This window comes from Burkholderia sp. Tr-20390 (assembly GCF_017104595.1).
Lineage (GTDB): Bacteria > Pseudomonadota > Gammaproteobacteria > Burkholderiales > Burkholderiaceae > Burkholderia.
Window position 1 is genome coordinate 31,408 of record NZ_JAAGPC010000048.1, and the last position, 19,759, is coordinate 51,166.

21 protein-coding genes, 1 tRNA gene and 1 pseudogene are annotated in these 19,759 nt (G+C 66.1%); 10 read left to right on the forward strand and 13 right to left on the reverse strand.

Annotated elements, in window-relative coordinates:
* Nucleotides 1–12: 12 nt before the first annotated feature.
* Nucleotides 13–882: an ATP-binding protein gene (locus G3N98_RS15705; RefSeq protein ID WP_206148622.1), complete on the forward strand. Its 870-nt coding sequence runs from the start codon at nucleotides 13–15 to the stop codon at nucleotides 880–882.
* Nucleotides 879–1,322 carry an NUDIX domain-containing protein gene (locus tag G3N98_RS15710; RefSeq protein WP_206148623.1) on the forward strand — a complete coding sequence of 148 codons (444 nt, stop codon included), beginning with the start codon at nucleotides 879–881 and terminating at the stop codon, nucleotides 1,320–1,322. The genes G3N98_RS15705 and G3N98_RS15710 overlap by 4 nt, the downstream gene beginning before the upstream one ends.
* Nucleotides 1,323–1,382: 60 nt before the next feature.
* Here G3N98_RS15710 and G3N98_RS15715 read toward each other — a convergent pair whose 3' ends face one another.
* From G3N98_RS15715 to G3N98_RS15755, 9 genes are all read right to left on the reverse strand, one after another.
* Nucleotides 1,383–1,583, reverse strand: a complete 201-nt coding sequence (locus G3N98_RS15715; protein ID WP_027788444.1) for a DNA gyrase inhibitor YacG — start codon at nucleotides 1,581–1,583, stop codon at nucleotides 1,383–1,385.
* A 25-nt stretch (nucleotides 1,584–1,608) separates the two neighbouring features.
* A complete protein-coding gene (gene zapD / locus G3N98_RS15720; protein ID WP_039353119.1) occupies nucleotides 1,609–2,364 on the reverse strand; it encodes a cell division protein ZapD in 756 nt (251 codons plus the stop codon).
* Nucleotides 2,365–2,473: 109 nt separating this feature from the next.
* A complete protein-coding gene (gene coaE, locus G3N98_RS15725; RefSeq protein WP_206148624.1) occupies nucleotides 2,474–3,082 on the reverse strand; it encodes a dephospho-CoA kinase in 609 nt (202 codons plus the stop codon).
* Nucleotide 3,083: 1 nt separating this feature from the next.
* On the reverse strand, nucleotides 3,084–3,995 hold the full coding sequence (locus tag G3N98_RS15730) for an A24 family peptidase (RefSeq protein ID WP_206148625.1): 912 nt from the start codon (nucleotides 3,993–3,995) through the stop codon (nucleotides 3,084–3,086).
* A gap of 45 nt (nucleotides 3,996–4,040) precedes the next feature.
* Nucleotides 4,041–5,252, reverse strand: a complete 1,212-nt coding sequence (locus tag G3N98_RS15735; RefSeq protein ID WP_206148626.1) for a type II secretion system F family protein — start codon at nucleotides 5,250–5,252, stop codon at nucleotides 4,041–4,043.
* A complete protein-coding gene (locus G3N98_RS15740; RefSeq protein ID WP_206148627.1) occupies nucleotides 5,249–6,523 on the reverse strand; it encodes an ATPase, T2SS/T4P/T4SS family in 1,275 nt (424 codons plus the stop codon). Before G3N98_RS15740 ends, G3N98_RS15735 begins: the two co-directional genes overlap by 4 nt.
* Nucleotides 6,524–6,606: 83 nt before the next feature.
* Nucleotides 6,607–7,899 carry an HlyC/CorC family transporter gene (locus G3N98_RS15745; protein WP_174976218.1) on the reverse strand — a complete coding sequence of 431 codons (1,293 nt, stop codon included), beginning with the start codon at nucleotides 7,897–7,899 and terminating at the stop codon, nucleotides 6,607–6,609.
* A gap of 141 nt (nucleotides 7,900–8,040) precedes the next feature.
* A tRNA-Pro gene (locus G3N98_RS15750) sits at nucleotides 8,041–8,117 on the reverse strand.
* Nucleotides 8,118–8,266: 149 nt separating this feature from the next.
* Nucleotides 8,267–9,262 (reverse strand): polyprenyl synthetase family protein, encoded by a 996-nt coding sequence (locus G3N98_RS15755; protein ID WP_089424435.1) that lies wholly within the window; start codon nucleotides 9,260–9,262, stop codon nucleotides 8,267–8,269.
* Between the two features lie 210 nt (nucleotides 9,263–9,472).
* Here G3N98_RS15755 and rplU point away from each other — a divergent pair, with 210 nt between their 5' ends.
* The 4 genes from rplU (at nucleotide 9,473) to proB (ending at nucleotide 12,591) form a co-directional block, all read left to right on the forward strand.
* Complete coding sequence (gene rplU, locus G3N98_RS15760) at nucleotides 9,473–9,784, forward strand: 50S ribosomal protein L21 (protein WP_006025184.1); 312 nt, start codon at nucleotides 9,473–9,475, stop codon at nucleotides 9,782–9,784.
* A gap of 24 nt (nucleotides 9,785–9,808) precedes the next feature.
* On the forward strand, nucleotides 9,809–10,072 hold the full coding sequence (rpmA, locus tag G3N98_RS15765; protein WP_006476999.1) for a 50S ribosomal protein L27: 264 nt from the start codon (nucleotides 9,809–9,811) through the stop codon (nucleotides 10,070–10,072).
* A 188-nt stretch (nucleotides 10,073–10,260) separates the two neighbouring features.
* Nucleotides 10,261–11,373, forward strand: a complete 1,113-nt coding sequence (gene obgE / locus G3N98_RS15770; protein WP_039353096.1) for a GTPase ObgE — start codon at nucleotides 10,261–10,263, stop codon at nucleotides 11,371–11,373.
* A 99-nt stretch (nucleotides 11,374–11,472) separates the two neighbouring features.
* Entirely contained in the window at nucleotides 11,473–12,591 is a 1,119-nt protein-coding gene (proB, locus tag G3N98_RS15775; RefSeq protein ID WP_175241063.1) for a glutamate 5-kinase, read from the forward strand.
* A gap of 95 nt (nucleotides 12,592–12,686) precedes the next feature.
* Here the strand turns inward: proB and G3N98_RS15780 are convergent, their stop codons facing one another.
* Nucleotides 12,687–13,295, reverse strand: coding sequence for a CNP1-like family protein (locus G3N98_RS15780; protein WP_175238228.1), 609 nt, complete (start codon nucleotides 13,293–13,295; stop codon nucleotides 12,687–12,689).
* A gap of 13 nt (nucleotides 13,296–13,308) precedes the next feature.
* Nucleotides 13,309–13,956: an RNA pyrophosphohydrolase gene (locus G3N98_RS15785; RefSeq protein WP_039353086.1), complete on the reverse strand. Its 648-nt coding sequence runs from the start codon at nucleotides 13,954–13,956 to the stop codon at nucleotides 13,309–13,311.
* A gap of 218 nt (nucleotides 13,957–14,174) precedes the next feature.
* Between G3N98_RS15785 and G3N98_RS15790 the strand changes: the two genes are divergently transcribed.
* Complete coding sequence (locus G3N98_RS15790) at nucleotides 14,175–15,911, forward strand: proline--tRNA ligase (RefSeq protein ID WP_089424438.1); 1,737 nt, start codon at nucleotides 14,175–14,177, stop codon at nucleotides 15,909–15,911.
* A gap of 21 nt (nucleotides 15,912–15,932) precedes the next feature.
* Nucleotides 15,933–16,535, forward strand: a complete 603-nt coding sequence (locus tag G3N98_RS15795) for a MarC family protein (RefSeq protein WP_011350864.1) — start codon at nucleotides 15,933–15,935, stop codon at nucleotides 16,533–16,535.
* A gap of 91 nt (nucleotides 16,536–16,626) precedes the next feature.
* Here G3N98_RS15795 and G3N98_RS15800 read toward each other — a convergent pair whose 3' ends face one another.
* Together G3N98_RS15800 and ffh are read right to left on the reverse strand one after the other, a co-directional pair.
* Nucleotides 16,627–17,178, reverse strand: a complete 552-nt coding sequence (locus tag G3N98_RS15800; RefSeq protein WP_089424439.1) for a hypoxanthine-guanine phosphoribosyltransferase — start codon at nucleotides 17,176–17,178, stop codon at nucleotides 16,627–16,629.
* A 94-nt stretch (nucleotides 17,179–17,272) separates the two neighbouring features.
* Nucleotides 17,273–18,640, reverse strand: coding sequence for a signal recognition particle protein (gene ffh, locus G3N98_RS15805; RefSeq protein ID WP_021159890.1), 1,368 nt, complete (start codon nucleotides 18,638–18,640; stop codon nucleotides 17,273–17,275).
* Between the two features lie 89 nt (nucleotides 18,641–18,729).
* On the opposite strand from ffh, the gene ccsA reads away from it, so the two are divergent.
* Nucleotides 18,730–19,623, forward strand: coding sequence for a cytochrome c biogenesis protein CcsA (gene ccsA / locus G3N98_RS15810; protein WP_085042265.1), 894 nt, complete (start codon nucleotides 18,730–18,732; stop codon nucleotides 19,621–19,623).
* Between the two features lie 13 nt (nucleotides 19,624–19,636).
* A pseudogene (locus G3N98_RS15815) lies at nucleotides 19,637–19,759 on the forward strand (deaminase); the annotation flags it as partial.

Sequence of the window (19,759 nt, forward strand, 5' to 3'; positions counted from 1 at the left end):
CGTTCGAACGACATGGACAAGCTTGAACAGTTTCTGACGCGCGCCGAAGCGCTGCTCGGCCGTCTCGAGGGGATGCTGCCGCCCGCGCCGGCCGCGGTCGACTGGAATGCCGCGCACGCGTTCCGCTGGCGCAAGCGCCAGGGGCGCGGCTTTCTGCAGCCGGTGCCGGCCGTGTCGTCGATCACGCTCGACGATCTCCACAACATCGATCGCCAGAAAGGGCTGATCGAACAGAACACGCGGCAGTTCGTACAGCAGAAGCCGGCCAACAACGTGCTGCTGACCGGCGCGCGCGGTACCGGCAAATCGTCGCTGATCAAGGCGTGCCTGAACGCGTATGCGAACGACGGCCTGCGCCTGATCGAAGTCGACAAGGACGACCTGCACGATCTCGGCGACATCGTCGACCTGATCTCGCAGCGTCCCGAGCGCTTCATCGTGTTCTGCGACGACCTGTCGTTCGAGGAAGGCGAGTCGGGCTACAAGGCGCTGAAGGTCGCGCTCGACGGCTCGATCGCCGCGCAGTCGGACAACGTGCTGATTTACGCGACGTCGAACCGCCGCCATCTGCTGCCCGAGTACATGAGCGACAACGAGTCGTACAAGCATCTTCCGGATGGCGAGATTCACCCCGGCGAAGTCGTCGAGGAAAAGATCTCGCTGTCGGAGCGCTTCGGCCTGTGGGTCAGCTTCTATCCGTTCAAGCAGGACGACTACCTCGACATCGTCGGGCACTGGCTGCGTTATTTCGGCTGCCCGGATGCGGAGATCGAATCCGCACGCGGCGACGCGCTCGTGTGGGCGCTCGAGCGCGGTTCGCGCTCGGGGCGCGTCGCGTGGCAGTTTGCGCGTGACTGGTCGGGCCGCAAGGAGCAGGCATGAGCGCGGATCTCGCACAAGGCGCGGTGCGCGCGCCCGATGGTCGCAAGGTGACGGAAGTCGCGGTCGGCGTGATGGTGCAGCCGGACGGAAGCTACCTGCTCGCGCAGCGGCTGCAAGGCAAGCCGTATGAAGGCTACTGGGAGTTTCCGGGCGGCAAGCTGGAGGCCGGTGAAAGCGTCGAGGACGCGCTTGCGCGCGAACTGCACGAGGAGCTCGGCATCGAAGTCACGGCCAGCCACCGCTGGCACACGCTCGAGCACGATTATCCGCATGCGTACGTGCGGCTGTATTTCTGCAAGGTGACGGGCTGGACGGGCGAGCCGCACAGCAAGGAAGGGCAGGCGTTCGTGTGGCAGCAACTGCCGGTCGCCGTCGCGCCGCTGTTGCCGGCCGCGCTGCCGGTGCTCGAACTGCTCGAGAAGGAAGCCGAGTCGAACTGACGCCATGATGGCCTGCCGGAAAGGCGGGCCATATCACTGGCGGGCGGTGCTGCGCGCCGCTCAGCTGTCGCGGCGGCCGTCCGTGCCGTCTTCTTCCGACGAGGGGCCCTCGTCGGAGGATCCACCGATCCGGTACTTTTCCGCGGCCCATGCGCCGAGGTCGAGCTGCTTGCAGCGGGCCGAGCAGAACGGGCGGAACTGATTTTCGGGCGTCCAGCGCACTTCGGCGCCGCACGACGGGCATTTCACAACGGTAGTCATACGAAAGCGATCCGGCCCGCGGCCGTTACAGATTGCACAGTGTCAGATGGAACGGCACGTCGATATCCACCGCGCGCGGACGCACATCGCCGTCCTGCATGGTGAACCGTACCCACAGCATGTATTTGTTCGCGCTCGCTTCGGGAATGACGCGCAACTCCGGCGGCACACGCACCTGCATCAACTGGTAGGTGCGGCCGGACAGCATCTGCTGGTAGCTGCCCTGCATCGCCATGACCTTCGACGCCTGGCCCGATTCGCGCGCGAGCCGCAGCACGATCGTCACCGCGTCGCGCAGCGGCAGCATCGGCAGGATCCACTTCGCGATGTCCTGGCGCCGCTGCTCGGCGGGCCACTGCTGCCATGCGTAGTACGACGGCAGGTCGAACTTGCACGTGCCGCCGGGAATCACCGCGCGGCTGCGGATGCTGGCGAGCCATTCGTTGTCGACGAGGTGCTGCCCGGTCTTGCCCTGCATCTGCGCGAGGTTCGCGAGCGTCTGCTCGATTTCGCCGAGCACGGCTTCGAGCGCGTTCTGCTCGATGCCCGGATTGCCGCGAAAGGGGGCGAGCGTCTGGCGCTGACGTTCGAGCTCCTTCATCAGATCCGATTTCAGGTCCGCGCGGCCCGTTACCTCGGCGATTTCGAACAGCGTCGTCAGCGCGACGTGGTGTTCACGCGGGTCCTCCTGAGCCAAAAAGAACGCGAAGCGCTCGAAGAGATCTTCGAGGCGCAACAGCGTGCGAATTCGCTCGTTGAACGGATACTCGTAAAGAATCAAGCGCGCTCGCCTCTTGGGTAGGGATTGAAACAATGCAGGACATTCTAATGCTCACTCTCTACCCTAGCAACGCGCCAATTTCGTACACCATCACGATTGGGCACGAGGTTCAGCGCGCGGCGGCCGCAAACCCGAGATAGCGTTGGTGCAGTGCATCGACCTGTGCGGCGAGCGTGTCGGGTGTCGTCGCGTCGTTGACGATCACGTCGTCGGCCGCCGCGAGACGGGCCTCGCGCGTCGCCTGTTTCGCGATGATCGCTTCGACCTGCTCGCGCGTGAAGCCGTTGCGCCGCATCACGCGTGCGATCTGCGTTTCGACCGGGCAATCGACGACGAGCACGCGATCGCAGCGCGCCTTCCAGTTGCCTGACTCGACGAGCAGCGGCACGACGAACATCACGTACGGACCCTGCGCTTCGCGGGCCTCGCGATCGGTTTCCGCGCGGATCAGCGGATGCGTGATCGCTTCGAGGCGCCGGAGCGCGGCGTCGTCGCTGAAGATCAGTGCGCGCATCTTCGCACGGTCGAGCGAGCCGTCGGCGGCAACGAAGCCCGGGCCGAATGCCTGTTCGATCGCCGGCATCGCAAGACCGCCCGGTGCGGTGATGCGATGGGCGATCAGATCGGTATCGACCAGCGATGCGCCGCGGGCGCCGAACAGGTCGGCGACGGTCGTCTTGCCGCTGCCGATGCCGCCGGTGAGTCCGATTGCGAACATGTCAGCCTCCGAGCGCCGAATAGAACGGGGTGCCGAAAAACAGCGTCGCGGCGCCGCCTGCCGCGAGGAACGGGCCGAACGGAATCGGCTCCTCGAAGCGCATGCGGCCGCGCCAGGTCGCGATGAGCCCGACGATCGCGCCCGTCACCGCGGCGAACAGCACGACCTGCGGCAATGCGGCCCAGCCCATCCACGCGCCGAGCGCGGCGAGCAGCTTCAGGTCACCAAAACCGATGCCCTCGATGCCGCGCAGCCATTTGAACAGCCAGTAGATCGCCCACAGGAACAGGTAGCCGGCCATGGCCCCGATCACCGCCGAGCGCAGCGACGTGAACGTGCCGCCGAGGTTCAGCACGAGCCCGGCCCAGAGGAGCGGCAGCGTCATCGAGTCGGGCAGGTAGCCCGTCCGGATATCGATCGCGCTCATCGCGAGCAGCGCGGCGCACAGCGCGAACGCGGCAAGCGCGGCGACGGTCGGGCCGAATACCGCGAGTGAGCCGGCAGCGAGCAGCGCGCACGCGAGCTCCACGAGCGGATATACGATGCCGATCGCGTGGCGGCAGCGCCGGCAGCGCCCGCGCAGCATCAGAAAGCTGACGAGCGGGATGTTTTCCCATGCGCGCAGCACGTGGCCGCAATGCGGGCACGCGCTGCGCGGACGCCACAAATCGTAGCGCGGCGGGTAGCCGTCGTCGGGCGGAGCGCTCGCGTTGCCGGTCGCTTCATCGATCTCGGCCTGCCACGCACGCTGCATCATCACGGGCAGCCGGTGGACGACCACGTTCAGGAAGCTGCCGACGCAAAGGCCGACGACGACCGCGAACGCATACTGCAGCGCGGGCGGCAGCATCGCCAGCGCGAGCAGCGTGCTCTCGGGCGAATCGGTAGCGGAGTACAGGGGCGCTGGCGTCATGAGGCTCAAGGTTCGGACTAAAAGGCGACAGAATCGGTTGCGATGCTACACCACGTTGCCGAGCTGAAGGATGGGCAGGTACATCGCGATCACGAGGCCGCCGACGAGTGCACCCAGTACGATCACGATCAGCGGTTCGCCGAGCGCGGCGAGTGCATCGAGACGCGCGTCGAGCTGGCGTTCGCACAGCGCGGCGATGTCGGCGAGCATAGTGTCGAGCGTACCCGTCTCCTCGGCGACGGCGATCGGCTGCACGACGTCGTCCGGAAAGCAGCCGGCCGACTGCATGGCGTCCGCGAGGCGTGCGCCGCGCAGCACGCGGGCTGCGATGTGCGCAGTGGCGTGCTCGAACACCGGATGGCCGGCGGTGCGCTCGAGCGTGGCGAAGGCGTCGGCGAGCGGCACACCGGCACCGAGCAGCGTCGCCAGCGAGCGGCACCAGCGTGCGGCCGCGTACCGGCTGAGCGCGCTACCCGCGAGCGGCGCGTGCAGCAGTTGCCGCGCGACCGCGTGGCGCAGCGGTGCCGACCGTCGCAGCGCGTGATGTGCGGCCAGCCCGGCTGCCGCGGCAATGGCAAGGAGCCCACCGCCCCATGCCGACAGCGCGGAGGACAGCGCGAGCAGCGCGCGGGTTGGCCCCGGCAGTGCGGCGCCGAACCCGTCGAAGATCTGGCGGAACGTCGGTACCACCCACACCATCAACGCGGCCGAGATCGCGAGCCCGAACAGGATGACGGCCGCCGGGTACGCGAGCGCGGCCCGCAGCTTGCGCCACTGCGCGTCGGTGCGCTCGCGGTGTTCCGCGACCCGCGTCAGTACGATCCCAAGCGAGCCGGACGCTTCGCCGACCTCGATCAGCTGGCGATACAGCGTGCCGAACTGGGATGGATAGCGTGCGAGCGCGTCGGCGAAGCGTCGGCCGCCGACGATCTCGCGGGCGAGACCTGCGGCGATGCGCGGCAGGCCGTCGTGTGGCCGCGTACGCGCGAGCATCTCGAGCGACGGCGCGAGCGGCAACCCGGCCTGCAGCAGGCTCGCGAGCTGGCGCGTGAAGCGCGTGACGTCCCGCGCGCTGGCCGTGGGCGGCCGGGCCGGCCCGCGGAAGTCGAGCGACAGTACGGCGATGCCGTCGCGTGCGAGCGCGGCACGTGCGCTCGCGGCGTCGAATGCAATGACGGTCCCGCGGCGCGATGTGCCGTCGCGACGGCGGCCGCGCCATGCGAAGCGGGTTTCGCGCGGCGGCGTGTGCATGCTCATGCGACAGGTGTCGCGGCGAGGGCTTCCGCGATGCTCGTCGTGCCGTCACGGACGCGCGCGAGCGCCGCGTCGCGCAGACTGCGCACGCCTTCGGCCGCCACGCATCGCGCGAGTTCGCCAACACTCGCCCGTGCGACGATGCGTTCCGCCAGCCCGGACGACACCGGCATCGTCTGATGCAGGCCGACGCGGCCGCGATAGCCGATGCCGTGACAGGCCGGACAGCCTCGCGCGACGAACGGCCGCCATCCGGTTGCGAGGGCGGCCGGGTCGCAGCCGGCTTCGCGCAGGACGGGCACCGGTGCGTCCGAGTGCACGCGGCAGGCGGTGCACAGCCGCCGGACGAGGCGTTGCGCGGTGACGAGGTGCAGCGCGGCCGCGAGGTTGTACGGCGCGACGCCGATGTCGAGCAGTCGCGCGACGGCGGCCGGTGCGTCGTTCGTGTGCAGCGTCGACAGCACGAGATGGCCGGTCTGCGCGGCCTTGATCGCGACGTCGGCCGTCTCCGCATCGCGAATCTCGCCGACCATGATGATGTCCGGATCCTGCCGCAACAGCGCGCGCAGGGCTGTCGCGAACGTGAGCCCGGCCTTTTCGGCGACGCCGACCTGGCTGATGCCGTCGAGCTGGATCTCGGCGGGATCCTCGACCGTGCAGACGTTGTGCGCGTCGCGATCGAGCATCTGCAGCGCGCAGTAGAGCGACAGCGTCTTGCCGCTGCCGGTCGGACCCGTGACGAGTACGAGGCCATGCGGGGCGCGTATCGCGGCCTCCATCGCGGCCGCCTGCTGCGCGTCGAAGCCGAGGCGGGCGAGTGTGAGGTCGGTCGGCATGGTTTCGAGCCGCCGCAGCACCAGCTTTTCACCGAACAACGTCGGCAGCGAGCTGACCCGGTAGTCGCCGCGCGTACCGCCGTCGATCACGATGCGCAGCCTGCCGTCCTGCGGGAGCCGCCGCTCGGCGATGTCCATGCGCGCGAGCACCTTGATCCGGGTGACGAGCGCGTCGCGCAGATGAAGGGGCGGCCGTGCATGTTCGTGCAGCACGCCGTCGATGCGCAGGCGGATGCGCCAGCCGGCTTCGAATGGTTCGACGTGGATGTCGGATGCGTCGCGTACGCGCGCCGCATGGAGCGTGTCCGTCAGCAGCCGCACGGCCGGCGCATCGTCGAGCTGGGCCGCGTCGAGCGCGCGCGGTGCGGCAGCAGGCGACGCATCGGAGTGGGCGTGCGGCTGCGTGCGCAGCGGCGCCCCGGGAGGAGGGAAATGCATGTGAGCCGGCACGCTGGCCGCCTGTTGACCGTGACCAGCAGATGGTCGCGCGTCGCGGGCGGCGCCGGCAGTCAGCCGTTCGGCTAGCGCGTGGTGGCGCGTGCGGTGCGCGAGCCGCGCGGCTTGAAGAGCTTGACGGTGCGCACGGCCTGATCGTCGCTGCGCATCACCTCGAGCATGACGTCGCCGATTTTCAGGCACACGTCGTCTTCCGGAATTTCCTCGAGGATTTCGAGCACCAGGCCGTTCAGCGTCTTCGGCCCGTCAGTTGGCAGCTTCAGGTGCAGCCAGCGATTCAGCTCGCGCAGCGGCATGCTCGCCGAGACGATGCATTCGCCGTTCTCGTCCCAGCCGCCCTTGCGTTCGCTGCGCGGCATCGACGTCGTGAATTCGCCGATCAGCTCCTCGATGATGTCTTCGGGCGTGACGAGCCCTTCGAGCTCGCCGTACTCGTTGACGACGAGCGCCGTCCGCTGCCGGGTTTCCTGGAAAAACTGGAGCTGCTGGACCACCGGTGTGCCGGACGGCACGTAGTACGGCTCGGCGAGCAGCGCGCGCAGCGTCTCGCGGTCGAATTCCTGGTTGTGCAGCGCGGTCAGCGTCTTGCGGACGTGCAACACGCCGAGCACCTTGTCGATGTCGCCTTCGTAGACGACGAGCCGGTTGTGATAGCAGGTTTCGAGCTGGTGCAGGACGTCGTCGAGCGGTGCGTAGAAATTGAGAGACTCGATCTGGCGGCGCGGCACCATCACGTCGTCGACCGTGATGTTCTCGAGGTCGAACAGGTTGAGCAGGATGCTGCGGTGCTTGGTCGGCATGAAACTGCTCGACTCGAGCACGATGGCCCGCAGCTCGTCGGCCGACATTCTCTGGTCGCGACCCTTCTTCGTGTTGATGCGCAGCACCCACAGCACGCCGTTCGCGAGGGCGTTGACGAACCAGACGACGGGCTTGAACACGCGCATCAGCGGCGCGATCACGAGGCTCGCGGGCAGCGCGATGCGTTCGGGGAACGTCGCACCGACGATCTTCGGCGCGATTTCGGCGAACACGATGATCAGGAACGCGACGATGCCGGTCGCGATCGACAGCGCAAGGTTGTTGCGGCCGAACGTATGCAGCGCGAGCGACGTCGTCAGGACCGGGATGATCGTGTTGAACAGGTTGTTGCCGATCAGGATCACGCTGAGCAGCAGGTCAGTGCGCGTGAGCAGGCCTTGCGTGGTTTTCGCGCCGAGTGCGCCCTGGCTGGCGAGATGCTTCAGCCGATGGCGGTTGAGCGCCATCATCGCGGTCTCGGAAATCGAAAAGAAGCTGGAACAGAGGAGAAGCAGGAAGACGGCGCCGATTTGCGCCCATAAGGGAATTTGGTCCACGCGTTGGAAGGGCAGTGAAGGACTGGGATGGAAGGAATATAGCAGAGGCCGGCGACCGCGATGTGTCGTGCGCGACACAAGGGGCCTGCGGCGGCCGGGTAAAAAAAAACCGTGCACGGGGTGCACGGTTTTTTACAAATCTGGTCGGGGTGAGAGGATTCGAACCTCCGGCCTCTACGTCCCGAACGTAGCGCTCTACCAGGCTAAGCTACACCCCGATTTCTGCTCTTCCGACTTCGCCCTCTTCGTTAAGAATCGCTGCGTCGTCACAAGCAAGAACGTAACTATAACGATGTTTTTTCTAAAAGGGAATACTTTGATGAAGAAAATTTTCGAGACAAGGCATCGCATCGCGTTCGCGGCGTGTTTACGATTGCCGCGACGTCGAATATGAGCACAACCCGAGCAGGCTTTCCTTATAGATCGAGTCCGGGAACGCGGCAATCGCCGCGGCTGCCGCCTGCGCTTCCTGGCGTGCGCATTCGAGCGTGTGATCCAGTGCGCCCGAGCGCGTGATTGCTTCGAAGATCGTGTCGAAGCGATCGGTGCCGCCCTGTTCGATCGCCTCGCGTGCGAGCGCCGACTGTTCGGGCGTGCCGCGTTCGATCAGATAGATGAGCGGCAGCGTCGGCTTGCCTTCGCGCAGGTCGTCGCCAGCATTCTTGCCCATCGCCTCGGCCGTGCCCGCATAGTCGAGCCAGTCGTCCATGATCTGGAACGCGGTGCCGATCCGGCGGCCGTATTCGGCGGCGGCGGCCTCGGTCGGCGCATCGGCGCCGGCGAGCACCGCGCCCAGACGTGCCGAGGCCTCGAACAGCTTGGCCGTCTTGTAACGGATCACCTGCATGTAGCGCGTTTCGTCGACGTCCGCGTCGTGCATGTTGAGGAGCTGCAGCACCTCGCCTTCGGAAATGATCGTCGTCGCTTCCGACAGGATCTCCATCACGCGCATCTTGCCGACGCCGACCATCATCTCGAACGAGCGCGAATAGAGGTAGTCGCCTACCAGCACGCTCGCCGCGTTGCCGAACAGCGCATTGGCGGTCTGGCGGCCGCGGCGCAGCTCGGATTCGTCGACGACGTCGTCATGCAGCAGCGTGGCCGTGTGGATGAACTCGACGACGGCGGCCAGCACGTGCCGCTGGTGCGACGTCTCGCCGAGCGCGCCGGCGACGAGCAGCAGCAATGCCGGACGCAGCCGCTTGCCGCCCGCGCCGATGATGTACTCGGCGATCTGGTTGATCAGCAGCACATCGGACGCGAGGCTTTGCCGGATAACGCGATTCACCTGCTCCATGTCAGTGGTGATCGGAGCGAGCAGATGGGCGGCGCTGAGGGTGGGGGAGGCGGTGGACGACGACATGATGATGGAATTGGGTGATGCCGCGGATTATAAGTCGAATCCGCGATATGCCGGTCTGTCAGACGTACCAGCGGCGCGATTTTGGCCTTCCGGTAGAGGCCCGCGCGCGGCAATCGTCAATCGGCTTTGACTTGGGTGCTAACCCCATGTATAATCACGTGTTTTCCGCGCGTGGTGTGCGGAAAAATTGGATCCAGAGTGAGGTTCTCAATGTACGCGGTCATAAAAACCGGCGGCAAGCAGTACAAGGTTGCCGTTGGCGAAAAACTCAAAGTAGAACAGATACCGGCTGACATTGACGCTGAAATCACGCTCGACCAGGTTCTCGCAGTGGGCGAAGGCGAATCGATTAAGTTCGGTACGCCGCTGGTCAGTGGGGCTTCCGTCAAGGCCACCGTTGTGTCGCACGGTCGTCATGCCAAGGTCACCATCTTCAAGATGCGTCGCCGGAAGCACTACCAAAAGCACGGCGGCCACCGCCAGAACTACACTGAGCTGCGCATCGACGCGATCAACGCGTAAGCGCCTCGGTAAAGGAGCAATCAGATGGCACACAAAAAGGCAGGCGGCTCTTCCCGGAACGGCCGCGACTCCGAGTCGAAACGTCTCGGCGTGAAAGTGTACGGCGGCCAGGCAATCAATGCCGGCGGCATCATCGTGCGTCAGCGCGGTACGCGCATGCACGCAGGCGAGAACGTCGGCATGGGCAAGGATCACACCCTGTTCGCGCTGGTCGACGGTCACGTCAAGTTCGCGACGAAGGGCGCGGACAAGAAGCATCTGGTCATCGTTGTCCCGGCGGCTGCCTAAGTTCAGGCACCCACGGGCTTCGTAGCCGAAAGGCCCCGCAGTCTTCGCGGGGCCTTTTTTTATTTGGCCGCCGGGCGCGTGTGCGTTCGGGCGGCCATCGCGCAACCGGCGTACGATCGGCCGAACGGCAGATTGTTCAAGCGCGCCGGCGCGCGGCACAATAGCGGAAATACTGGGCGGAGTGACGAATGAAGTTCATTGACGAAGCACGAATCGAAGTCATCGCCGGAGACGGAGGCGATGGCAGTGCGTCGATGCGCCGCGAGAAATTCGTCCCGTTCGGCGGGCCGGACGGCGGCGACGGCGGCCGGGGCGGTAGCGTATACGCGATCGCCGACCGCAACATCAACACGCTGATCGACTACCGTTACGCGAAGAAGCACCTGGCGCGCAACGGCGAAAACGGGCGCGGATCGGATTGCTACGGCAAGGGCGGCGACGATGTCACGCTGCGCATGCCGGTCGGCACGATCATCAGCGACATGGATACCGGCGAGCTGATCGCCGACCTGACCGAGCACGACCAGCAGGTGATGCTTGCGCAGGGCGGCGCCGGCGGGCTCGGCAACCTGCATTTCAAGTCGAGCACGAACCGCGCGCCGCGCCAGAAGACGGACGGCAAGCCCGGCGAGCGTCGCATGCTGAAGCTCGAGCTGAAGGTGCTCGCCGATGTCGGCCTGCTCGGCATGCCGAACGCAGGCAAGTCGACGTTCATCTCGTCGGTGTCGAACGCGCGGCCGAAGATTGCCGACTACCCGTTCACGACGCTTGCGCCGAATCTCGGCGTGGTGCGCGTCGGCCCGAGCAAGAGCTTCGTGATCGCCGACATTCCGGGGCTGATCGAGGGCGCCGCCGAAGGCGCGGGCCTCGGCCATCAATTCCTGCGCCACCTGCAGCGCACCGGCGTGCTGCTGCATCTGGTCGATCTCGCGCCGTTCGACGAAAGCGTCGATCCCGTGGCGGAAGCGACGGCGATCGTCGGCGAGCTGCGCAAGTACGACGAGGCGCTCTACGAGAAGCCGCGCTGGCTCGTGCTCAACAAGCTCGACATGGTGCCGGAAGACGAGCGCAAGGCGCGTGTCGAGGATTTCCTCGAGCGCTTCGAGTGGGACGGCCCCGTGTTCGAGATCTCGGCGCTGACGGGCCAGGGTTGTGAAGCGCTGTGCTACGCGATCTACGACTACCTCTCCGAACATTCGGACGCGCATCGCGCCGCGGAGGCGGAAGATCTCGCGGCAGACGTGCGTTTCCGCGATGCGCCGCCTGCGAAGGGCGATGCAGCGCCGGGCGACGACGCCTGAGCGACTCCGGAGCGCGCCGGGCGTGCCGGGCGTGCCGCCCGGCGCCGGCGTTCAATCGCGCCCGGTCGGAAAGGCAGCAGATACAGGAGACAGTGCAGGATGCGTTCGATCATCGCGGATTCGAAGCGATTGGTGGTGAAGGTGGGCTCCAGCCTCGTGACCAACGACGGCAAGGGGCTCGATCATGCGGCAATCGGCCGCTGGGCGGCTCAGATCGCCGCACTGCGCGCGCAGGGCAAGGAAGTCGTGCTCGTCAGTTCGGGCGCGATTGCCGAAGGGATGCAGCGGCTCGGCTGGAGCAAGCGACCGCGGGAAATCGACGAGTTGCAGGCTGCCGCCGCCGTCGGCCAGATGGGGCTCGCGCAGGTCTATGAAAGCCGCTTCACCGAGCACGACATCCGCACCGCGCAGATCCTGCTGACGCATGCCGACCTGGCGGACCGCGAGCGTTACCTGAATGCACGTTCGACGATGCTGACGCTGCTGCGGCTTGGCGTCGTGCCGATCATCAACGAGAACGACACGGTCGTCACCGACGAAATCAAGTTCGGCGACAACGATACGCTCGGCGCGCTCGTTGCAAACCTGATCGAAGGCGATGCGCTGATCATCCTGACCGACCAGTCGGGGCTGTTCACGGCCGATCCGCGCAAGGATCCGACCGCGACGCTCGTTGCGGAAGCCAATGCAGGCGCGCCGGAGCTCGAGGCGATGGCCGGCGGCGCGGGCTCCAGCCTCGGCCGCGGCGGGATGCTGACGAAGATCCTCGCGGCGAAGCGCGCGGCGCACAGCGGCGCGAACACCGTGATCGCGAGCGGCCGGGAGGCCGACGTGCTCGTGCGTCTGGCGGCCGGTGAGGCGATCGGCACGCAACTGATCGCACGTACCGCGCGGATGGCGGCGCGCAAGCAGTGGATGGCCGACCATCTTCAGGTGCGCGGCCATGTCGTGATCGACGCAGGCGCGGTCGAGAAGCTGACGGCCGGCGGCAAGAGCCTGCTGCCGATCGGCGTGATCGACGTGCAGGGCGCGTTCGCGCGCGGTGAAGTCATCGCGTGTGTCGGCCCCGACGGGCGCGAAGTGGCGCGCGGGCTCACGAACTACAGCAGTGCGGAGACGAAACTGATTCACCGCAAGCCGAGCGGCGAGATCGAATCCGTGCTCGGCTACATGCTGGAGCCCGAATTGATCCATCGCGACAACCTGGTGCTGGTGTGACCATTCGAGCAGGTTCCGGCCGCCAAACGAAAAAGCCCGCGTGATGCGGGCTTTTTTCTTGCGGCGAACAGGGGCGCGGCGGGCGCCGCGCGCCGTCAGCGCAACTGGCTCATCGCGGTGCGGTGAAACCGGATGTTCTCCAGGATCTGCTGGGTCGAGCCCTGCGGCATCTTGTTCGCGCAGAAGTAGTCCTGATAGAGCGCCGAGTGGTAGGCATTCAGTTCGCCGTTCTCGATGCGCCGCCAGTCGTTTTCGACGGTGCGGTCCCAGCCGTCGTGTTCCGAATTCAGGCCGGCATACTGGCGCCACTCGTAGGTGTCGCAGCGGATGCCTTCGTAGTTCACGTTGCGCGCGCCGGCCGGGCTCGTGATGACGACCGCGTAGCGCACGACGCCATCGGTGCCGACCGCCAGCGACTTCGCATCGACGAAGAACTTGAGCGGCGTGTTCTGCGATACGTTGAACGGCAGCAGGTCGCCCGTCTGCGGCAGCGGCGGCAGCGAGTCGACCGTGTTTTCCTTCCACGTGCCCTGGCGGTCCAGCAGATACACGAACTCGCTGTCATCCTTGTTGGTGGGCGTCTTCGAATTCGCGCAACCTGCCAGCGTGGCCACCGCGGCAATCGATGCGAGCGCGAGAGCAATCGCTTTCAATTTGCATTCCTCGTAAAAAAAGGGCGCGACACCAAGGTCGCGCCCGGTCATGCAGTTCGATTCGTCATTTGCCGACGATCACGTGGGGCGGCATCTCGTCGAGCGTGCCCGCTTCCACTTCGATCTCCGAACAGACTACCGATGTGTCGACAATCGTCAGCGTCTGCTGGGCCTCTACGCCAATGACGCGCGGATAGCGCGACAGACGCGGCCCACGCGGCTTCTCGGCTCGCTGCGCCGGGCGGCGCAGGAAGCGCGACAGTTCCGTCAGCGCCAACTGATAGACATCCCGCTTGAACTCGATCACCGCATCGAGCGGCACCCAGTACTCGTTCCAGCGCCACGCATCGAACTCCGGGTGGTCGGTCGCGCGCAAGCAAATGTCGCAATCGCGTCCAACCATCCGCAGCAGGAACCAGATCTGCTTCTGGCCGCGGTAATGACCGCGTACTTCGCGTTTAATGAACTTGTCAGGCACCTCATAACGCAACCAGTCGCGTGTGCGGCCGATTATCTTGACGTGTTCCGGGTGCAGGCCCGTTTCCTCGTGCAGTTCCCGGTACATCGCCTGCATGGGGGTCTCGCCGTACTTGATCCCACCTTGAGGAAACTGCCAGGAATGCTCGCGGAGCCGCTTGCCCCAAAACACCTCGTTGCGCGCGTTCAAGAGGATGATGCCGACGTTCGGGCGAAAGCCTTCACGATCCAGCATACAACCACCTTCGAATCCTTTAAAATTGCTTTGATTATAAACAGATAACGGGCGCTGCGCACCGTGACGGAGCGAATCCGCGCGGGGCACACCGGTTGAATTGTCCCTGATTAGTCTGCTACGTCATCTGCGCCATTGCCGTTCGTCGCGCGCAGCTTTTTCACCTTGAAACTTTTTCGGGCGCCCCGCCTGGGGGCGCCGTTTTTGGAACCGTCCGCATGAAAGCTTCCCGTTTCTTTATCGGCACCCTGAAAGAAGCACCCGCCGACGCAGAGATCGTCAGCCACAAGCTGATGGTGCGCGCCGGCATGATCCGTCGCGTCGCCGGCGGCATCTATAACTACCTGCCGGTCGGCCTGCGTTCGATTCGCAAGGTCGAGGCGATCGTGCGCGAGGAAATGAACCGGGCGGGCGCCATCGAGCTGCTGATGCCGGCCGTGCAACCCGCCGAGCTGTGGCAGGAATCGGGCCGCTGGGAGCAGTACGGTCCCGAGCTGCTGCGCTTCAAGGACCGCAAGGACAACGACTTCGTGATCGGGCCGACGCACGAGGAAGTCATCACCGACATCGCGCGCAACCAGATCAAGAGCTACCGGCAGATGCCGGTGAACTTCTACCAGATCCAGACGAAGTTCCGCGACGAGATCCGTCCGCGCTTCGGCGTGATGCGCGGCCGCGAATTCATCATGAAGGACGCGTACTCGTTCGACAAGGACGCGGCCGGCCTGAACGAGTCGTATCGCAAGATGTACGACGCGTACGTGCGCATCTTCACGCGCCTCGGCCTCGAGTTCCGTGCGGTCGCGGCCGACAGCGGCTCGATCGGCGGCAACTTCTCGCACGAATTCCACGTGATCGCCGACACCGGTGAAGACGCGATCGCGTACTGCCCGACGTCCGAATTCGCGGCGAACATCGAGGCGGCCGAAGCGCTGCCGCTGATCGCCGAACGCGCGGCGCCGGCCGAAGCGATGGAGAAGGTCGCGACGCCCGGCAAGGCGAAGTGCGAAGCCGTCGCCGAGCTGCTGGCCATCCCGCTCGAGCGCACGATCAAGTCGATCGTGCTCGCGACCGACAACGAAGGTGCCGAGCCGACCATCTGGCTCGTGATGCTGCGCGGCGATCACGACCTGAACGAGATCAAGGTGTCGAAGCTGCCGGGCCTGAAGAACCACCGCTTCGCGACCGAGCAGGAAATCGTCGAGTGGTTCGGCACGCCGCCGGGCTATCTCGGCCCGGTCGGCACGAAGAAACCCGTGAAGGTGATCGCGGACCGCACGGTCGCGAACATGAGCGACTTCGTCGTCGGCGCGAACGAGGTCGACTACCACATCGCTGGCGTGAACTGGGGCCGCGACCTGCCCGAGCCGGACGTCGCCGACGTGCGCAACGTGAAGAAGGGCGACCCGTCGCCGGACGGCAAGGGTGTGATCGACATCTGCCGCGGCATCGAGGTCGGCCACGTGTTCCAGCTCGGCACCAAGTATTCGGAAGCGATGGGTGCGACGTTTCTCGACGAGTCGGGCAAGCCGCAGCCGATGCTGATGGGCTGCTACGGCGTCGGCGTCACGCGCATTCTCGGCGCGGCGATCGAACAGAACTTCGACGACCGCGGCATCATCTGGCCCGAGTCGATTGCACCGTTCGAAGTCGTGCTGTGCCCGATGGGCTATGACCGCAGCGACATGGTGCGCGAGACCGCCGACAAGCTGTACGCGGAACTCGTCGCAGCCGGCATCGACGTGATCCTCGACGATCGCGGCGAGCGCCCGGGCGTGATGTTCGCCGACTGGGAACTGGTCGGCGTGCCGCATCGCCTCGTGATCGGCGAGCGCGGCCTGAAGGAAGGCAAGATCGAGTATCAGGGCCGCCGCGACGCCGAAGCGACGCTGCTGCCGGCCGACGCGGCTGCGGCGACGGTCGCGGAGAAGATCCGCGCCGCGCTCGCGCGCTAAGCGCACCGACCGGGGAACGCGGTGGAATACACCTTCCTGTCGGCCACCGTGCTCCTGGTGCTGATCACCGATCCGCTCGGCAACATCCCGCTGTTCATTTCGGCGATGCGGGATGTGCCGCGCGAGCGGCGCGTGAAGCTGATCCTGCGTGAAGTGGGGATCGCGTTCGTGATCCTGCTGTTCTTCATGCTGGTCGGCGACCGTTTCCTGCGGATGATGAGCCTCACCGACCTGTCGCTGCGGCTCGGCGGCGGGATCGTGCTGTTCCTGATCGCGCTGCGGATGATCTTCCCGCATCCGGACGGCGCGCTCGGCAACGATCCGCGTGCGGGCGGCGAGCCGTTCATCGTGCCGCTCGCGATTCCGGCGCTCGCCGGGCCGTCCGCGCTCGCGACGGTGATGCTGCTGACGTCGCAGGGGCCCGGCAAGATGCTCGAGTGGGTCGGCGCGCTGACGGTCACGATGATCGTCTGCGCGGTGACGCTGGTGCTGGCCGAGCGGATCCAGCAATGGATCGGCGAGCGGACCGTCGCGGCGTTCGAGCGCCTGATGGGCCTCGTGCTCGTCGCGATTTCGGTCGAGATGATGCTAGGCGGCGTCCGCGCGTTCGTGCACCAGCTGTAGGACGGGGCGGCGCGCACCCAAGACGCCAAAAAAGCGGCGCTCCGGGAAACCGGAGCGCCGCTTTCTATTTATATAGTGCGGAGCGGGGCGCTCAGACGTTCGTGGTCAGCGCGCGGATCGTCGGCAGGTTGCGCCAGTAGCCCTTCGCATCCATCCCGCAGCCGAACACGTAGCGGTCCGGTACCGCGAAGCCGCAGAAGTCGGGGTGCAGCGGCTTGGCCTTCGCGAGCGTCTTTTCGCACAGCACGGCCGACATGAAGCGCTTGGCGCCCATGTCGAGAATGCGATCGCGGATCGCGGCCATCGTCTCGCCTTCGTCGAGGATGTCGTCGAGCACGAGCACGATCCGGTCCTTCACCGATTCGCGCGGCGCGACGCGCCAGTGCATCTCCGGGCTGCCCTGCGTCGTGTTGCGGTAGCGGGTCAGGTGGATGTAGTCGAATTCCAGCGGGAAATCGAGATGCGGCAGCAGCATCCCGGTAAACACCGCGGCGCCGCCCATCACCGAGAGAACGAGCGGGAACGCGTCGCCGATCTCGGCGCGGATCGCGTCGGCCATCTTGGAGATCGACGCGTTGACGGCGTCCGCCGAGACGATCTCTTCTGAGTGGTTGAAAATGTGGAGGGCTTCTTCGCGGTTCATGTGTTCTGGCGGGCAGTCGGTATACAAATAAGAATGAAGCAGAACGGCCGCCGCGCGCTACAGCAAAAACCCGCGCGCCGGCCGATGGGCGGAATCAGCGCATGCCGGGCATCATGCCCTTCAGGCCGCGCATCATCTTCTGCATGTTGCCGCCCTTCAGCTTCTTCATCATCGTACGCATCTGGTCGTACTGGTTCAGCATCCGGTTGACTTCCTGCACCGGCACGCCCGCGCCGGCCGCAATGCGGCGCTTGCGCGTCGCCTTGATGATCTCGGGTTTCGCGCGCTCGGCCGGCGTCATCGAGCTGATGATGCCTTCCATCCGGCGGATCGACTTCTCGGCCTGGCCCATGTCGGCGCCGGCGGCCGCCTGCTGGAACTGCGCAGGGAGTTTATCCATCAGCGACGACAGCCCGCCCATGTTCTTCATCTGCGAGATCTGCGCGCGGAAATCGTTCAGGTCGAAGTCGCCGCCTTTCTTGACCTTGTCGGCGAGCTTCTGCGCAGCCTGCACGTCGACGCCGCGCTGCGCTTCCTCGACGAGCGCGAGGATGTCGCCCATGCCGAGGATCCGGTTCGCCATCCGGTCGGGGTGGAACACCTCGAGGCCGTCGAGCTTCTCGGCCACGCCGACGAACTTGATCGGCTTGCCCGTGACGTGACGCACCGACAGCGCGGCGCCGCCGCGCGAGTCGCCGTCGAGCTTGGTCAGCACGACGCCGGTGAGCGGCAGCGTGTCGTTGAACGCCTTCGCGGTGTTGACCGCGTCCTGGCCGAGCATCGCGTCGACGACGAACAGCGTTTCGGCCGGCTTCAGCGTGCCGTGCAGCGCGGCGATTTCCTGCATCATCGCCTCGTCGATGCCGAGGCGACCGGCCGTGTCGACGATCAGCACGTCATGGTAGTGGCGCTTCGCCCAGTCGACGGCCGCAACCGCGATGTCGACGGGCTTCTGGTCCGGCGTGGACGGGAAGAAGTCGGCGCCGACCTGTTCGCTCACCGTTTTCAGCTGCATGATTGCGGCCGGGCGATACACGTCGCACGACACGGTCAGCACCTTCTTCTTGTACTTCTCGCGCAGCAGCTTCGCGAGCTTGCCGGCGGTCGTGGTCTTGCCCGCGCCTTGCAGGCCGGCCATCAGGATCACGGCGGGCGGCGTGACCGCGAGGTTCAGCTCGGCGGCCTTGCCTTCGTAGTCGCCGCCGATCACGGCGGTCAGTTCCTTCTGGACCACGCCGACCAGCGCCTGACCCGGCGACAGGCTGCTGATCACTTCTTCGCCGAGCGCCTTTTCCTTGACCTTGGCGATGAATTCGCGGACGACCGGCAGCGAAACGTCGGCCTCCAGCAGGGCGAGACGCACCTCGCGGAGCATCTCCTGCGTGTTCGCCTCGGTAAGCCGGGCCTCGCCGCGCAGCGTCTTGACGACGCGCGCCATCCGTTGAGTGAGATTGTCGAGCATGGGGAGCGATGGACAGTGGGGCCCGAAGGCGCGGCGGAACCGAACAAAGGGAGCCGTCGCGGGAAGGGGGCCTAGTGTAAACTTCGAACATGGATATTGTACTGTATGCCCTCACCGCATTCCTGTACGGCGGCCTCGCCGTCGCAGGCTGGCGCACGCACCGCCAGGGCGCGACGCCGCTCGTCGCGAGCGTGCCGGCCGTGCCGGTTCCCGCGTCCGCCGCGTCCGGGATGAGCGGGGCCGGCCGCGCGCTGCTGTTCGCCGCGCTGGTCGCGCACGGCGTGCTGCTCCACATGACGATCTTTCCGAACGACGCGATGGTGTTCGGCTTCGCGTTCGCGCTGTCCGCGATGTTCTGGCTCGGCGCCGGCATCTACTGGATCGAGAGCTTCTTCTTCCCGCTCGACAGCCTGCGCCTGCTGGTACTGCCGCTCGCGTGCGGCGCGTCGCTGCTGCCGCTCGTGTTCGGCGGCGTGCGGGTGCTTCCTTATGCCGCAGCGCCGTTGTTCAAGCTGCATTTCCTGATCGCGAACATCGCCTACGGCCTGTTCGCGATCGCGGCGCTGCACGCGATCCTGATGCTGATGGTCGAGCGGCGCCTGCAGTCGCTGCGGAGCGGCGGGCGCGACGGCTCGACGGGCTGGATCGCGAGCTGGCTCGAGACGCTGCCGCCGCTGCTCACGCTCGAGAAGCTGCTGTTCCGCCTGATCGGCGCCGGCTTCGTGCTGCTCACGCTGACGCTCGCGTCGGGCATCCTGTTCAGCGAGCAGGTCGACGCGCGCGCGCTGCGCCTCGACCACAAGACGGTATTCGCGATCCTGTCGTGGCTGATGTTCGGCGGCCTGCTGGTCGCCCGCAAGACGTCGGGCTGGCGTGGCCGTGGTGCCGCGCGCTGGGTGCTCGTGTCGTTCGCCGCGCTGCTGCTCGCGTATGTCGGCAGCCGGTTCGTTTTCGAGGTGCTGCTGCACCGTTCCGTGGTTTGAACGCAGGTTTCCGATGCGACAGATTCTTCTCCTGATTCTTCTCTTCTTCGCGGGTTCGTGGATCGCGCGCAAGCTGCGCCAGGCCCAGGAGCACGCGCAGGCGCGCACCGGCCGCGGCGCCGGTTACGACGGCACG

Coding starts and splice junctions, on each gene's coding strand:
- G3N98_RS15705 (WP_206148622.1), top strand. CDS start 13: ATGGACAAGCTTGAACAGTTTCTGACGCGCGCCGAAGCGCTGCTCGGC.
- G3N98_RS15710 (WP_206148623.1), top strand. CDS start 879: ATGAGCGCGGATCTCGCACAAGGCGCGGTGCGCGCGCCCGATGGTCGC.
- G3N98_RS15715 (WP_027788444.1), bottom strand. CDS start 1,583: ATGACTACCGTTGTGAAATGCCCGTCGTGCGGCGCCGAAGTGCGCTGG.
- coaE (WP_206148624.1), bottom strand. CDS start 3,082: ATGTTCGCAATCGGACTCACCGGCGGCATCGGCAGCGGCAAGACGACC.
- G3N98_RS15730 (WP_206148625.1), bottom strand. CDS start 3,995: ATGACGCCAGCGCCCCTGTACTCCGCTACCGATTCGCCCGAGAGCACG.
- G3N98_RS15735 (WP_206148626.1), bottom strand. CDS start 5,252: ATGAGCATGCACACGCCGCCGCGCGAAACCCGCTTCGCATGGCGCGGC.
- G3N98_RS15740 (WP_206148627.1), bottom strand. CDS start 6,523: ATGCATTTCCCTCCTCCCGGGGCGCCGCTGCGCACGCAGCCGCACGCC.
- G3N98_RS15755 (WP_089424435.1), bottom strand. CDS start 9,262: ATGTCGTCGTCCACCGCCTCCCCCACCCTCAGCGCCGCCCATCTGCTC.
- rplU (WP_006025184.1), top strand. CDS start 9,473: ATGTACGCGGTCATAAAAACCGGCGGCAAGCAGTACAAGGTTGCCGTT.
- rpmA (WP_006476999.1), top strand. CDS start 9,809: ATGGCACACAAAAAGGCAGGCGGCTCTTCCCGGAACGGCCGCGACTCC.
- obgE (WP_039353096.1), top strand. CDS start 10,261: ATGAAGTTCATTGACGAAGCACGAATCGAAGTCATCGCCGGAGACGGA.
- proB (WP_175241063.1), top strand. CDS start 11,473: ATGCGTTCGATCATCGCGGATTCGAAGCGATTGGTGGTGAAGGTGGGC.
- G3N98_RS15780 (WP_175238228.1), bottom strand. CDS start 13,295: ATGACCGGGCGCGACCTTGGTGTCGCGCCCTTTTTTTACGAGGAATGC.
- G3N98_RS15785 (WP_039353086.1), bottom strand. CDS start 13,956: ATGCTGGATCGTGAAGGCTTTCGCCCGAACGTCGGCATCATCCTCTTG.
- G3N98_RS15790 (WP_089424438.1), top strand. CDS start 14,175: ATGAAAGCTTCCCGTTTCTTTATCGGCACCCTGAAAGAAGCACCCGCC.
- G3N98_RS15800 (WP_089424439.1), bottom strand. CDS start 17,178: ATGAACCGCGAAGAAGCCCTCCACATTTTCAACCACTCAGAAGAGATC.
- ffh (WP_021159890.1), bottom strand. CDS start 18,640: ATGCTCGACAATCTCACTCAACGGATGGCGCGCGTCGTCAAGACGCTG.
- ccsA (WP_085042265.1), top strand. CDS start 18,730: ATGGATATTGTACTGTATGCCCTCACCGCATTCCTGTACGGCGGCCTC.